Origin of the sequence: Burkholderia sp. Tr-20390, assembly GCF_017104595.1 — a bacterium.
In the GTDB taxonomy this organism is placed as follows: Bacteria; Pseudomonadota; Gammaproteobacteria; order Burkholderiales; family Burkholderiaceae; genus Burkholderia.
In genome coordinates this window covers 44,541-57,774 of record NZ_JAAGPC010000017.1, presented here as the reverse complement: position 1 = coordinate 57,774, position 13,234 = coordinate 44,541, and the positions used below count along the sequence as shown (strand labels likewise).

At 63.6% G+C, this 13,234-nt stretch carries 14 protein-coding genes; 10 read left to right on the top strand and 4 right to left on the bottom strand.

The genetic code is table 11. The features are described 5' to 3' along the window. The first annotated feature begins 44 nt into the window (after nt 1–44). The 5 genes from G3N98_RS07895 to G3N98_RS07875 all read left to right on the top strand — a co-directional run bounded on the left by G3N98_RS07895 (nt 45) and on the right by G3N98_RS07875 (nt 4,494). A complete protein-coding gene (locus G3N98_RS07895; protein ID WP_206147834.1) occupies nt 45–215 on the top strand; it encodes a DUF2256 domain-containing protein in 171 nt (56 codons plus the stop codon). Nucleotides 216–742: 527 nt separating this feature from the next. Continuing rightward, entirely contained in the window at nt 743–1,609 is an 867-nt protein-coding gene (locus G3N98_RS07890; protein WP_241025805.1) for a hypothetical protein, read from the top strand. Nucleotides 1,610–1,744: 135 nt separating this feature from the next. Then, on the top strand, nt 1,745–2,476 hold the full coding sequence (locus G3N98_RS07885) for a GTP cyclohydrolase I (RefSeq protein ID WP_206147833.1): 732 nt from the start codon (nt 1,745–1,747) through the stop codon (nt 2,474–2,476). A gap of 116 nt (nt 2,477–2,592) precedes the next feature. Further along, nucleotides 2,593–3,297, top strand: a complete 705-nt coding sequence (locus G3N98_RS07880; RefSeq protein WP_206147856.1) for a sigma-70 family RNA polymerase sigma factor — start codon at nt 2,593–2,595, stop codon at nt 3,295–3,297. Between the two features lie 225 nt (nt 3,298–3,522). Then, nucleotides 3,523–4,494 carry a MerR family transcriptional regulator gene (locus G3N98_RS07875; RefSeq protein ID WP_206147832.1) on the top strand — a complete coding sequence of 324 codons (972 nt, stop codon included), beginning with the start codon at nt 3,523–3,525 and terminating at the stop codon, nt 4,492–4,494. A gap of 85 nt (nt 4,495–4,579) precedes the next feature. On the opposite strand, the gene G3N98_RS07870 is transcribed toward G3N98_RS07875, so the two are convergent. After that, nucleotides 4,580–5,539, bottom strand: coding sequence for an alpha/beta hydrolase (locus G3N98_RS07870; protein WP_206147831.1), 960 nt, complete (start codon nt 5,537–5,539; stop codon nt 4,580–4,582). Between the two features lie 355 nt (nt 5,540–5,894). Between G3N98_RS07870 and G3N98_RS07865 the strand changes: the two genes are divergently transcribed. The 5 genes from G3N98_RS07865 to G3N98_RS07845 all read left to right on the top strand — a co-directional run bounded on the left by G3N98_RS07865 (nt 5,895) and on the right by G3N98_RS07845 (nt 10,267). Then, nucleotides 5,895–6,512 (top strand): DUF2878 domain-containing protein, encoded by a 618-nt coding sequence (locus G3N98_RS07865; RefSeq protein WP_206147830.1) that lies wholly within the window; start codon nt 5,895–5,897, stop codon nt 6,510–6,512. Nucleotides 6,513–6,778: 266 nt separating this feature from the next. Further along, nucleotides 6,779–7,468, top strand: coding sequence for a hypothetical protein (locus G3N98_RS07860; RefSeq protein WP_206147829.1), 690 nt, complete (start codon nt 6,779–6,781; stop codon nt 7,466–7,468). Then, nucleotides 7,456–8,157, top strand: coding sequence for a hypothetical protein (locus G3N98_RS07855; RefSeq protein ID WP_206147828.1), 702 nt, complete (start codon nt 7,456–7,458; stop codon nt 8,155–8,157). The genes G3N98_RS07860 and G3N98_RS07855 overlap by 13 nt, the downstream gene beginning before the upstream one ends. Before the next feature lie 226 nt (nt 8,158–8,383). Next, nucleotides 8,384–8,698 (top strand): hypothetical protein, encoded by a 315-nt coding sequence (locus G3N98_RS07850; protein ID WP_046546935.1) that lies wholly within the window; start codon nt 8,384–8,386, stop codon nt 8,696–8,698. A 198-nt stretch (nt 8,699–8,896) separates the two neighbouring features. Further along, complete coding sequence (locus tag G3N98_RS07845; RefSeq protein WP_206147827.1) at nt 8,897–10,267, top strand: MFS transporter; 1,371 nt, start codon at nt 8,897–8,899, stop codon at nt 10,265–10,267. 283 nt (nt 10,268–10,550) lie between these two features. Here the strand turns inward: G3N98_RS07845 and G3N98_RS39710 are convergent, their stop codons facing one another. The 3 genes from G3N98_RS39710 to G3N98_RS07830 form a co-directional block, all read right to left on the bottom strand. Continuing rightward, nucleotides 10,551–10,904 carry a hypothetical protein gene (locus G3N98_RS39710; RefSeq protein ID WP_241025803.1) on the bottom strand — a complete coding sequence of 118 codons (354 nt, stop codon included), beginning with the start codon at nt 10,902–10,904 and terminating at the stop codon, nt 10,551–10,553. Nucleotides 10,905–11,186: 282 nt separating this feature from the next. Then, nucleotides 11,187–12,479 carry a divalent metal cation transporter gene (locus G3N98_RS07835; protein ID WP_206147826.1) on the bottom strand — a complete coding sequence of 431 codons (1,293 nt, stop codon included), beginning with the start codon at nt 12,477–12,479 and terminating at the stop codon, nt 11,187–11,189. A gap of 285 nt (nt 12,480–12,764) precedes the next feature. Next, nucleotides 12,765–13,148 carry a hypothetical protein gene (locus G3N98_RS07830; RefSeq protein ID WP_089429691.1) on the bottom strand — a complete coding sequence of 128 codons (384 nt, stop codon included), beginning with the start codon at nt 13,146–13,148 and terminating at the stop codon, nt 12,765–12,767. Nucleotides 13,149–13,234 lie beyond the last annotated feature (86 nt).

Here is a 13,234-nt window from a genome sequence, read left to right as displayed (position 1 = left end):
GGCCGGGCAGTTCGTCAGAGATTCGTCTGGATGCGTGATTCGCCATGGTCGACAAGATGCACTTGCCTGAGAAGATCTGCGAGACCTGCGGCTTGCCTTTCAGCTGGAGAAAGAAATGGAAAGCCGCTTGGGACGAAGTCCGATATTGCTCGGAGCGTTGCCGTCGGAATCGGCGGCCGCCTTCCCGCATGAAGACGAACGCTGCACGTCGTTGATTTCGCGTTGATGATCCGGTCACGAGCAGCGCGCGGGCCCGGACAGCGCTTAGATCGGGCCGAGACGGAATGCTCGCCCCTGTTTCGGGCAACCGGGATCGATCGGCACCGGTGCGCGCAGGCGCGCTCGTGAGAGCGGCCCTCCACCTTCCCCTTCCCCACGGCCGTCTGGATTGCAGCATGCCCGGTTGCCTCCGGGCGGTTCACGCCGCCCTGTCTCAGTTGCACGACGCTGGCGGGAATGCCCGGTCATGTTCGTTGGCGTGAACGGCCGCAGGCCGGATCCTGCTGCATCGACTCGAAAATGTGCGACACGATTGATTCACGTATCGAAATCGCCCCTTCCGGCGTACTTTCCTGCCCCATCCCCACCGGTCGTTGTCGCCATAGCGTTGACCCTGAAAGTCGTTTCGCATGCATCAAAGACCCGCAATGCGCTTGCAGAAATAAGCATTCACGTGCTGAAAGCGCAATTTTCCGATGCTGAATCGATAACTGACGCATAAACGTCCAGCACAAATTATTTCATGAATCACTTTTCCGCTTCACTTCCCGAAAAATTTGCATACAATCCAGCTGTGCCGCATGAATCGACCGAGGGAGGCCCCGTGCCAACACGCAATCACGACATCAAGCCGCGCCGGTTTCCGGCGTGTCCGGCTTCATTGATGGCGCGCGTGTCCGTTGCCCCGGCACGCAGCCCGTCACACCACGTCGGTGCGGCGCCCGACCGGTCGATCGCATCGCGCTTGCGGGTCGCCGCGCAGCAGCGCGGCCAACGCTGCCGGCGCCGCTCGCCGCAGCTGACCGACCGGTGTGCAAGCGCCAGCCTGAACGGCGCACTGCCCGAACGGCGATCGAACACCGTCGCGGCTCGCGCGTGTCCGACGCTGCTCGTCACGGGCGGCCTGACTGCCTCCGACGAAACGATCGAGCAATTCGGCCTGCACGTCAGCGAGCGCGTCGAGTCGGTGTCGCGGGCGCTAGTACAGCCAGGCCTGGCTGTCGACGCCCTGATCGCCGAGGTCTCGTCGTTGCATATGGATCTGGCGATTCAATTCGTGTCGCTGGCGCAGGCACGCCGTGTCCGCGCGGCCGCGATCATCTATGCGTACGGCAGCGCGCGGGCCCTCTCGTTGATCCGCCTTGCAGGGTTCCACCTGTTTCACTCGGTCGGCGGACGTATCGACCAAACATACGTCCTGACCCAGTTGCAACAATCCGCCGCCGTCATGCTCGCAGCGAAGCCGACGGCGAACGACCCTATGTTGCGGTTCCGCCGGGACGTCGGCGGCTGGGCCCCGGCAACGCCAGTCGGTCCGTCGTGCGGGATCAGGACCGGATCTCCGGTGACGCTGCCGGGCCGCCATGCACGCCCGCGTGCGCGCAGGTGAGCGTCACCCGGTCGACGCGTCGTCGAAACAGCGGCGGCGTTCGGCCGATTTTTACGCAAGGAACACAGGCAAATCATCGCATCGCGTCAGTCGCGATCCATCGCATGACTCCCTAACCTCGAGAAAAGAACCGAAATGGGCAATTTGATCGACGCTCCCGAGCACACCCTGACTGCGATCGACGAGGGCATTCCCCTGTCGCACCTCATCCGTCGTCGGCTCGAGAGCGCGGGCGCGCGCTTCCATGCAAACGACAACATCGCCGCGCACCTGCGCGACGGCGAGCTGGATGCTCTGCAGAACGAAGTGACGCAGGGAATGGAAGCGGTGCTGCGCTCGCTCGTGATCGATGTCGACAACGACCACAACACCCGCGAAACCGCGCGGCGCGTCGCGAAGATGTTCATCCGCGAAGTGTTCGCGGGCCGCTACGACGCGGCGCCGTCCGTCACCGAATTCCCGAACGTCGAGCGGCTGGACGAGCTGCTGATCGTCGGGCCGCTGCGCGTGCGCAGTGCCTGCTCGCATCATCTTTGCCCGATCATGGGCCGCATCTGGATCGGCGTGCTGCCTAGCGCCGCGTCGAATCTGATCGGCCTGTCGAAGTACGGCAGGCTGGTGAACTGGGTCATGACGCGCCCACAGATCCAGGAAGAAGCGGTCAAGCAGATTGCCGACCTCCTCGAATCGCGCCTCTCGCCCGATGGGCTTGCCGTCGTACTCGAGGCCGAGCACTTCTGCATGCATTGGCGCGGCACCAAGGACGACCAGGCAAAAATGACCAACAGCGTGATGCGCGGGAAATTTCTCGCGGACGCATCGCTTCGCCGAGAGTTTCTCGCCTTGTTGTCCGGAAAGAATGCGTAAAGCGCGCGACCGGCATTCGTGACGAATGTGCCGGCACCGTGCCCGGCCCTGAGCCGCGCCCGCTCGTCACCGCGTGCGCGCAACAGCAGGACGCGCAAAGCCATACGGAGTTCCCGATGAACGGTTCGCACGATTCACTCCGCCCGTCTGCCGGCCAGGGGCGATCGACGACGCTGCATTCAGGCAGGCAGCCACGCCGGGGCGCGTCCCGCGGGCGGTCGTGCCCGGGCGGCAGAACCGAATTCACCGCCGATGCAGTCGTTCAGCCCGACGAATCACCCGACCCGCACGCGGAACTCGACTCATTGCTGGCGCGCGTCGCCGCCGGCGACGAGCACGCGTTCGCGCAGCTGTATCGATTGACGGCGGCGCGGCTGTACGGGGCGATCGTCCGGATGATCCGCGACCGTCACGAAGCGGAAGACCTGCTTCAGGACGTGTTCACGACGGCGTGGCGTCGCGCCGATTCATTCGACGCCGGACGCGGCACGGCGATGACATGGCTGATGACGCTCGCACGCAATCGGACCATCGACCGGATCAGGCAGCACCGCGAGCTTCCGCTCGACGACGAACTGGCGCTGTCGATCCCCGACGAAAACCCGACGCCCGATCTCGGTGCGCAGGCAAGCCAGGAGCGCCTGCGTCTGGAGCGCGGGCTCGCGCATCTGGGCAAGCGGCAGGCGTATGTGCTGCGGGAAGCGTTTCATGGCGGCGCGTCCTATGCGGAGCTGGCCGAACGCATGCAGGTGCCGCTCGGCACGATGAAGAGCTGGATTCGCCGCAGCCTGATGCGACTCAAGACGTATCTCGAGCCATGAGCGCGTGAATCACTTCGCGGTTCGAGGACACTCGAAACACCTCCGCGCGTCCTGACCAACCTCGCGACACCGAGCGGTGCCGCTCCGACGCATGCTGCCGGCTCGCGCTTCACGAACCACCTTTGCGGACGAAAACCCGCCTATTGAATCACTTTCCTGCTTCGTATTTCACGCAAACTGCGTACAATCCCGAGACAACAGCAGGTCGATTTCAGGAGAGCAACGATGCCCCCTCGCAAGGATCGCGATACGCCGCACCGCTATCGCAGCGGCGAGGCCGCGCGCCTGGCGCGCATGCCGGCAGCCACGCTGAGAATCTGGGAAAGGCGCTATGGCGTGATTGCTCCGCCCAAAACGCCGTCCGGACAACGGATGTACTCGGACGACGACGTCCAGCGAATTCGTTTGCTGAAAACGCTCGTCAATCAGGGCCACGCGATCGGGTCCATCGCCAGCCTGAGCCGCGAGGAACTCGAGGCGTTGTCGTTGACGAATACGCGTGACCCGTCGTTTCACGAGACAAGCGTGCGCCTCGCGGTCGTCGGCGCGCTGTCGATTCCGGAATCCGCGATCGCGCGCCTGGGAATCCGGATCGCCGCGCGAATCGACTCGATCGACGACGCGAGCGTGCATGCGGGTACGCCAGTCGACGCCCTCATCGCGACGACCACGTCGCTCCATGAGGATGTCGTTTCGCAGCTCGCTGCCGTGGCGCAACAGCTCAACGCGCACGCCGTGGCCGTCGTGTACGCGTTCGGCACGGCAGAGGCGGTCGAGCTGGCGCGCCTGTCGGGGTTCGAGCTGTTCCGGTCAACGGAAGGCCAGACCAACCCGATAGCCATTATGTCGAGACTGGCGCAAGCCGTCGTCAAGTCGCGCCAATCGAATGACGCGGATCGCGGGCTTTGGCTGCGCACGCGGCGACGCTTCGACGAAGCGACGCTCGCGTCGCTCAGCGGCCTGTCCACCACCGTCAAATGCGAGTGTCCGCGTCATCTCTCCGAATTGATTATGCAGCTCGGTGCGTTCGAGCGATACAGCGACGAATGCGTGTCGCGATCGCCGGCCGATGCGCTGCTGCATCGCCACCTTGGAGACGCGGCGAATCGGGCAGCCGAATTGCTCGAGACGGCGCTGGCCGTCATTCTTCGCGAAGAGGGATTAGGCGGAACCACGCCGGAACTGAAGGCGCTGTAGCGCGGCAAGCGCCGCCGGCCGTTGCGGCCTGGCCGCGACGACAGGTGGCGATGCGCTTTCGCGTGCAATGCGGGGCTTGCCTCGATCACTGAGCCGAAACCGAAGCCCGAGCCGCTGCGGCAGGCGATGTCGGCTGCCCGCTCGTGGTGCCGGCATTCGACGCATTCGCGATGCGATCCACGAACGCGGAGAGATCGTCGAGCACGGACGCCACGCCTCGCAACGGCGCGCCCAGAACGCCGACGATCGACGCATGGCTCACGTTCCTGTAACGCATGACCACGACGGTATCGCCCCTATCTTGCAGCGCGCGCGCGAAGCGGGTCGTGTTGCCGGGCTCGACCACCGCGTCGTTCTCCGCGACGGCCAGCCACATCGGCGGCTCCGTACCCTCGATGAATCGAATGGGCTGGCTCGCGGCGCGCGCTTCCTCCGGGAAGATCCTTTCAAGCGTGGTGTCCCGCAGCGGCAGGAAATCATAAGCCCCGGCCAGGCCAATCACGCCGGCGATATCGCTCTTGTGCATCTCCTGTGCCGCCAGATAGCGGCCGTCGGTCGCAAGCAATGCGGCAATCTGCGCACCCGCGGAGTGCCCCATCAGAAACAGGCGACGTGGATCGCCGCCGAACGCAACTGCATGCTCGCGCGCCCACGCCACCGCCTGCGCCGCATCGTCGACGAAACCGGGAAAGGTAGTTGCCGGATACGTCCTGTAGTCGGGTAAGACGGCAACAAAACCCCTCGACGCGAGCGCCTCTCCCACGAACAGATAGTCCTTGCGCTCGCCGGACTGCCAGCTTCCGCCGTAAAAGAACACGACCACCGGGGCGCCCGCACTCGCATCGGCCGGCCAGTGATGCAAGACGCGCGTGGGCAAGTAGACGTCGAGCACGTGGCGTTCGCCGGATCCGTACGGGATACCGGCGAAAAGGCTGAACGTGTAGCTCGGCGTCAGCGCATTCAGGAGCCGCACCGGGCTACACGCGGCAAGGAGACCGGCCGCGAGCAGCACCGACAGGACGGCAAGTCCGACTTTCATGTTCATGAAGATCCTCACACCTGACGATTCCGGCCGCATCCGCCGCCTTGTATGTGGTTTACGGAGCTTGCGCGCAAGCGGATGCAGGCATCGCACGGCAGCCGCCCCCCTTAACGACATCCCGATCTTCCCTGCGCAAGTGCATCCGTCCGCAATGGAGCGTCGTATGTGAAATGGATAGATGAATCAGCGCGGAATGCCGGCAATCGCTCCGTGCGACGCAATCGTACGGCGGTGGATCCGCTCGTCGACGATAGCGAGACCAGTCTGCCATGAACGTTCTACCTGCCGTTTTCCCCGAGATGCAACGTCGACGGGGTGGCATGGCGACCATGCCGTTGCCGAGCCCGCGCGGACGATCATGAGAAGCACTCCCAATCAACTGACGTCCGGCACGCAAAAGTCTGGGGCCGTTCGCGTATACGTCTATCTCGCGACGACCCAAACAGGATGGCTGGTCTGCGTGATGACGGCCGCATCGCATCACGCCGCGTGGGGCGTCACCTATGCGCTGATCGCGACAGTCGGCCATCTTCTCTTCGCGCGTCGACCCACATCCGAGGCGCGGATTGTGATCACGGTCACGGTGTCCGGATGGTTATGGGACAGCGCCGTTGCCCATTCCGGCCTGCTCGTGTACCCGAACGGCGTTTTTCTCAAAGGGACAGCGCCGTACTGGCTCGCGGGGTTGTGGGCGCTGTTCGCGATTCAACTCAATACCGTGCTGCACTGGCTTCGAGCGCGACCGCTCATTTCGGCGCTCGTCGGCGCAATCGTCGGCCCGGCGTCCTTTCGCGCTGGTGCGGCGCTGGGAGCCGTTCATTTCAAGGATCCGGCCGCAGCGCTCGTCGTTGTCGCAACCGGCTGGGCGTTCATCTTGCCGGCCGCGCTTGCGATTGCAAGCCATTGGGATGGCGTAACGCCCCATTCTCCTGCGCCAACCGGCGCAGACGACATGAACGACGCCCGCGCCGGATAGAGCCGGGAGCCTCGCAAGCCGGCTTTATCTCCGATCATGCGAAGCACGCGAATCGTTCGCGTTGACGATGCCAAAAATGAGTCGTTGAACGAGTTCTTTAGTGAACTCGGATGAAGAAAATTCTCGTATTCCCTGCTCTATCACGGCAAACCCGCCGCTGCATCCGCTCTCGCGCCTCCATCGTATCTGCGTATGTCATCCAGCCAAGGTGCTTGGCGTCCCACCTCGGGAAATGGCGTCGCGATGGCATCCAGAGGAGACAACTCATGAAGCTTTTCATCGGTATCGTCGTTGCCGCAGCGGCGCCGTTCGCGCTCAGCGCTTGCGGAGGCGGAGATGACATTGCGCCCGTGGCAGCCCAACATCCGGAGAATCAGGCCATCTGGGCCGCGCTCGGCGGTGATTCGGCTGCCCCCGGCGTGGTGGCCGGCGTGGTCGATGCAGCTGTCGCAGGCCTGTTGGCGGACCCGGTCGAAGCGCCCTATTTCTCGGCGGTAACCGGTAATGCCAGCCACAGCAGTGCCGCCCATGACACCCCTGCGCGGCTTGAAGCCTGTCTCACGCTGCAGTTTGAAGCGCTCCTCGGCGGTCCGTACACCTACCCAGGCCCCGTCAAGGTGGCCGGAGACATCGACGCTCAACCGGAGATGTGTCAAGACATGACGACAGCCCATAACGACGTCGGCGTTCCAGGCTGCGTGTTCGACCAGTTCATGGTGGATCTCGTCGCGACGCTGCAAAGCAAACTCCCGGCCGCAGACTTTGCCGCCCTGACGTCGACGACAAATGGAACGTACACGCTCACCGAGAAAAACTCGGCCGGCATCCCGGTCGGCACAAAATTCCAGTTCAGTGCGGTACCTATCCTCTTCAATTTGCGTAATACCATCATCAGCGCCACACCCGGCGGCCCGGTGTATCTTCCCCCGACGGTTGCAACATCATGTACGGGCTGACGGCGGTGCGAAGGACCCACGTGATCGCGTGGGTCGCTGCGGCACTCTCCGTGAGTGTTGCCGGCATCGGCTGGTTGCACACGACCCAAGGGCGACGGCTCCTCACCGAGCTGGGCGTGAAGTGTCCAGTGGATTCCGTCGATTCCCGAACGGTGCTGTCGATTCGGAACAAAGCCATTTTGCAGGAGAAGGGTGTATCAGCGGCCCCGCAACGTCCTGCGTTCGGCCTGCAGCTTGATCGCAGTACGGAAGCGGACGTGCTGGAAAAAATGCCGCGATACCACGCGCAGTGCGTCGAATTGACCCGAGGCTTACGCTACCTGCGCTGTCGAGGCGTACCTGCAGAAATGCTCGGCTCGACTGGCCCACCCGTGAGCGAAATATGGTTCAGTTTCGCGCCGGATCGCACGTTGATGGCCATCAATGTGTACCGTCGCGACATGTCCGTGGAGGAAACACGACTGAGCTGGCAGATCGCCGTCCGGCATCTGCACGATGTGCTCGGCGCACCCACATCGGTGTCGGGAGATACCACGCTGGAATCGCTGATAGGCAAACCCGTGGCGGTTGCACGGGTAAGCTACGCCTATTCGGATTACGTAGCGACGGTCACCGCATCCCACCTGCCATACGGGGGATTGGCAGTCCGCGAGCAGTACATGTCTGCCGCGCTCAAGCAGGAAGGGTAAACCGGGCTCGTGAACACGATGCTCGATGCCGCCATCGAAGCAATCGATCGCAGCAACAGCCGGCCTGTGGTCCATTCGGATCGCGGCGTGCGTTATCGCTGGCCAGACCGGCTTACCGGGATGCGTGAGGCCACCTCGAGCAACCTCGGCCGCCGCACAACCTGGCCGACTCTCGGTGCATCCTCGCGCAGCGTTAAAATAGCGCCCCTTCTCACAGGAGACGAAAATGTCCTGGTTCGTTTACGAAGTGCCCGAATACCACGAAGACGCTGCGCGCATCGAGCCCTTCAGTGACCTGCGTAGCCGTGTGCTGCAAATCAGTGGCCCGGCCATGGCCGACGAACTGGAAAGCGTTCGCGAGAACGCCGCGGCGACGGTCGACAGCCCCGAGCGCCCGTTGCGTACGCCGGAAAACCCGCATGTCTTTCCGATTCCTTACGCCGATTCCATGATCCTGGTCGGGTTCATCTTCGATCTGAAACGCGAATTCCGGCAACTGGTCGTGTCACCCGTGGAAATGCCCTGGCTGAAAGACGCATAAATGGTGAGCAGGCCTGGTTGGTCCACCGCTGATCACGCTGCCGCGGCGAATGACGGTCAAACGTCATATTATGATATTTAAGGATCGCTGAAAGAATGACCCGGGCAGCGAGGCAGCCATGCGTCGCCCGCGCTTGCCGGAACCTGTCGCGGGGCGTATGGTTAATTTCTCTATCGCCCTGTTCCGGGAGATATCAAAATGGCTGCCATGCAATCCGCGGCCACGCCCCTCTCCGACGAGGAAGCCCGGCGCCAGTTACGCCGCGCCGTCATCGCCAGCACGATTGGCACCACGATCGAATGGTATGACTTCTTCCTCTACAGCACGGTCACCGGCCTGGTCTTCGCAAAGCTGTACTTCCCGCAATCCCACCCACTCGTCGGTACGCTGCAGGCGTTCCTGATCTATGCCGTCGGCTTCGTCGCACGACCGGTCGGCGCGGCGATCTTCGGCCATTACGGCGACCGCATCGGCCGCAAGGCCACACTGATCGTGACCCTGTTGCTGATGGGGCTCGCCACGTTCGCCGTGGCGTTCGTTCCGACCTACGCCGCGATCGGCATCTGGGGCGCCGTCATCCTCACGGTATTGCGTTTCATCCAGGGCGTCGGCGTGGGCGGCGAATGGGGCGGCTCGGTCCTGATGTCGATGGAGTGGGCGCGCACCAATGCGCATCGCGGTTTCGTCGCATCGTGGCCGCAGTTCGGCGTGCCGGCGGGCTTGTTTCTCGCCAACCTTGCCGTGCTGGCCATGAGCTGGTTTTCCGGCAGCGCATTCCTGACGTGGGGCTGGCGCGTGCCGTTTTTCCTCAGCGTCGTGCTGGTGGCGATCGGGCTCTATATCCGCCTGAATATTCTCGAGACGCCGATCTTCGCGAAGCTGCTGGCCGAGCGCCGGATCGAGAAGACGCCGATGCTCGAAGTGCTGCGCAAGCAGCCGCGGGATATCGTGCTGTCGGCGTTTGCGCGGATGGCCGAACAGGCGCCCTTCTACATCTATACGGCGTTCGTGTTCACTTACGGGATCACGGCGCTGGGCGTCACGCGCGAACTGCTGCTGGCCGCTGTGCTGGCCGCCTCCGTGGTCGAGTTCGTCACCATTCCGCTGTTCGGGCACGTGTCGGATCTGATCGGCCGGCGGCGGATGTACATGATCGGTGCGGCTGCCGTCGGCGTGTTCGGATTCGTCTACTTCGCGATGGTCGATAGCCGGAACCCGGTGTGGATCTTCGTGGCGATCGTGTTGTCGCTGGTCCCGCATTCGATGATGTATGGGCCGCAGGCTGCATTGATCGCCGAATCGTTCACCGGGCGGCTGCGGTATAGCGGCGCGTCGATGGGTTATCAGCTCGCGTCGGTCATTGCCGGTGGCCCGGCACCGCTGATCGCGACCGCGCTGTTTGCCTACTACCACTCGGGGTATGCGATCGCGGCGTACGTGCTGGTGTGTGCGGTGCTGAGCGTGGTCGCCGCGTCGAAGCTCGGGGACTATACGAACAAGGATATTTCGCGGGAATACGACGACGCTCGGGGATTGGGGGATCACGGGCACGCGCCGCCGGTCACTTGACGAATGGGCCCGCTCAGGCCGGCGATGACGCCTGCAGCCACGATCCCATCGCGTCACGGGCGCGAGACGGACGTTGCTTGCGGGTGCATCGAAACGCCTTTGGCGGGCCGGCGCGCCGAGCGGTCCGGCACGGGTGTGATGATGAGGCGCGATACGCGTGCCGCGACGTTCGTGATCCGGCACGCGCGGTTCGGCAAGCGCGTTTCACCTGGACTGAAATTGAAGAAACCGCCGGACGGCGCGATCGCCGCTATCGCGCGGCGGCTCGTCCGGCGTCGCCGGATTATCGTTCGCTGACCTTCACGCGCGGTTGCCATTCGGCCTCGGCGCCCTGCGTGCCTTTCAGATGAGCAGGCGTCGCGTCCTGCGTGTGCGCGTCGAAGCGGCGTGCCGCCTCGGTGTCGAGATGCCGGCCATCGAACGTCGACTGGCGACGGGTAATCATGTTGATGCGAAGGCGTTTTGCCGCCATGGTCGGTATTCCTTGAGAAAAACGGCCCCTCGCCGACTGGCGAAGTGCCATAGATTTACGCGAGAAAGATGTCGCTGCGATGACGCGGCGCGCGAGGTCAATCCCCGCCATCGCCTTGCTTGCCGCATGCACCGCAGCGGCCGGCGCCCGGGCCGCCTGCTCCATCGCCTCAAGGTAGCGGTGGACGCAAGCCACTCGTGATGGACAAGAAGCAGCGCTTCGAGTTCAGTTTGCTCGGCGGTCGCCAAGGTCACGCGTCACCGCTCCGCGCCCCTTCGTCCTTTTGCCGTTCCAGGTGAACACCCGTGCCGGTCGTTTCACGAATGAATCGGGTAGCGTCGAATACCGAAACCGAACGGCACCAGCAACGCATCGAAGGCCGACATGCGGGGATGGGACGCTGAGCCAATCGATCTTTTTTGCGACGCCCGAGCCGCCGGATGGACGTCATCCCGGCACAAAAATCCCCACGGCTGCAATTGCCATTGCAAGTGTTGCAAGCCACCCTCCCCACGCAAGCGGTCCCGCAACGGCGAATTCGCCCATGACCCGCTTGCTCCGAGCCATCAGCATCATGATGACCATGATGGGGACCGCCGTTACCCCGTTGATCACGGCGCTCCAATACAACGCACGGATCGGATCGAAATGCATGAACGTGATGGCAACGCCACCCACGGTCGCCAATGCGATGACCGCATAGAATTCTCGCGCGAGCGTCAACTTCAGGGCGAGGCTATTGCGCCAGCGGAATGTGCCGGCCGCCGCGTATGCGGTCGATCCGGCGAGCACCGGCAGCGCCAGCAGGCCGGTGCCGACGATCCCGAGCGCGAACAGCATATAAGCGAAGCGACCCGCGATCGGCGCAAGGGCCCGCGCGGCGTCAGCCGACGTCTTGACCTCGATGTGGTGCGCATGCAGCGTAGCCGCCGCGGTGAGCACGATGAAGAAGGCAATGACATTCGATACGCCCATCCCCAGCCAGGTATCGAAACTGATTCGGCGCAGTTGTGCCGGGGCCTGGTGGGGAACGCGGCGAAGCGGCCCCTCGCGCGGCGCGGATTGCAGTTCCTCGACTTCCTGCGAGGCCTGCCAGAAGAACAGGTACGGGCTGATGGTCGTACCGAGGACAGCGACGACCGTCGTGAGGTAGTCCGATTGCAGCACGATATGCGGCCATACGATCGCACGGCCCACCTCGCTCCACCGGATCGGGACGATCAACGCCACCGCCACATAAGCGAGCAGGATCAGCGCCGTCCACTTGAGAAGGCGTGCGTACCGTTCATAGGGAACGAACACCTGAAGCACGACCGACAGGCCACCCAGCCCGACCACGTAGAGCTGGTGCGGCCCGGGGAACAGCAAGCCGGCCGCGGCGCCCATCGCCGACAGGTCGGCGGCGATGTTGATGACGTTGGCGATCATCAACAGCACGACCGCGCTATAGAGCAGCCACATCGGGTAGTGAGCCCGCATGTTCGATGCGAGCCCCTTGCCGGTCACTCGCCCGATCCGCGCGCTCACCAGTTGTATGGCCGTCATGAGCGGGTAGGTCAGGAGGAGGGTCCATAGCAATTCGAATCCGAACTGCGCGCCGGCTTGCGAATACGTACCAATGCCCGACGGATCGTCGTCGGCCGCGCCGGTAATCAAGCCGGGGCCAAGGCGACGTAGCCAGTTCGGGCCGGCGGCCTTAGGCGCGGTTTTCTCGAATTCGAGCGGTTCAGGGTCGTTCATGATGGCGGCCTCCCGATACGGCCTCAGCAATTCACATACCCGTCCAATACGGTCGCCATCCGATACGCGCGGTGGTTCGATCCTCGTGGATCACGCGAGGCTCCCCCTCACGCTTGTTTCTGCGTGATGTTTCGAGTCACGCTGGTCCGGCGGGACAGCTGCCTGTCGCGTGGTCCGCCTGCCCTCCATCGGGAGATCGATCCCGACCGGGTCGCTGCACGGTGACGCAACGGGCGATCCGGCTGGAGGCCACCGCATCGCCCCGCCCCGTGCAGGCCCGGCCGATCATTGGATCGGCGACGTCGTACCCAGCTTCTCCGACAGCATCCGCTCATACACGCCGAAGTGCAGATCGACCTCCTTTTGCGTGACGGGCGTAACCGTGATGTTGATCTGGTCAGGCAACAGGCCCAGCACCACCGCGACGGCCGCTTCGAGTTGCGGCGCACAAAACTTGTCCTCCGCCATCGTGGTGCCCACGACGACGTCGTAAGTCTTTTCCTGCCGGCAGACGACCTCGACGAGTCGAGCCCGCGCACTCATGTTGTTGTCGATCGCAAGTCGGACGACTTCCGCCACGGTGCGCATCGACTCGGTCGGAAACCCCCTCGTCGAACGCAGCCGAATACGGTGTCTGCCGAGCGTAATCCAGTCCGTGTCGAATTCCATGGCGCCCTCCGTAACGCAGTACCGATTCGCCGCGATGATAGGGTCCAGCGCGACAATTTCAAGGGCAAAAAATGGCGGTTTCCCCC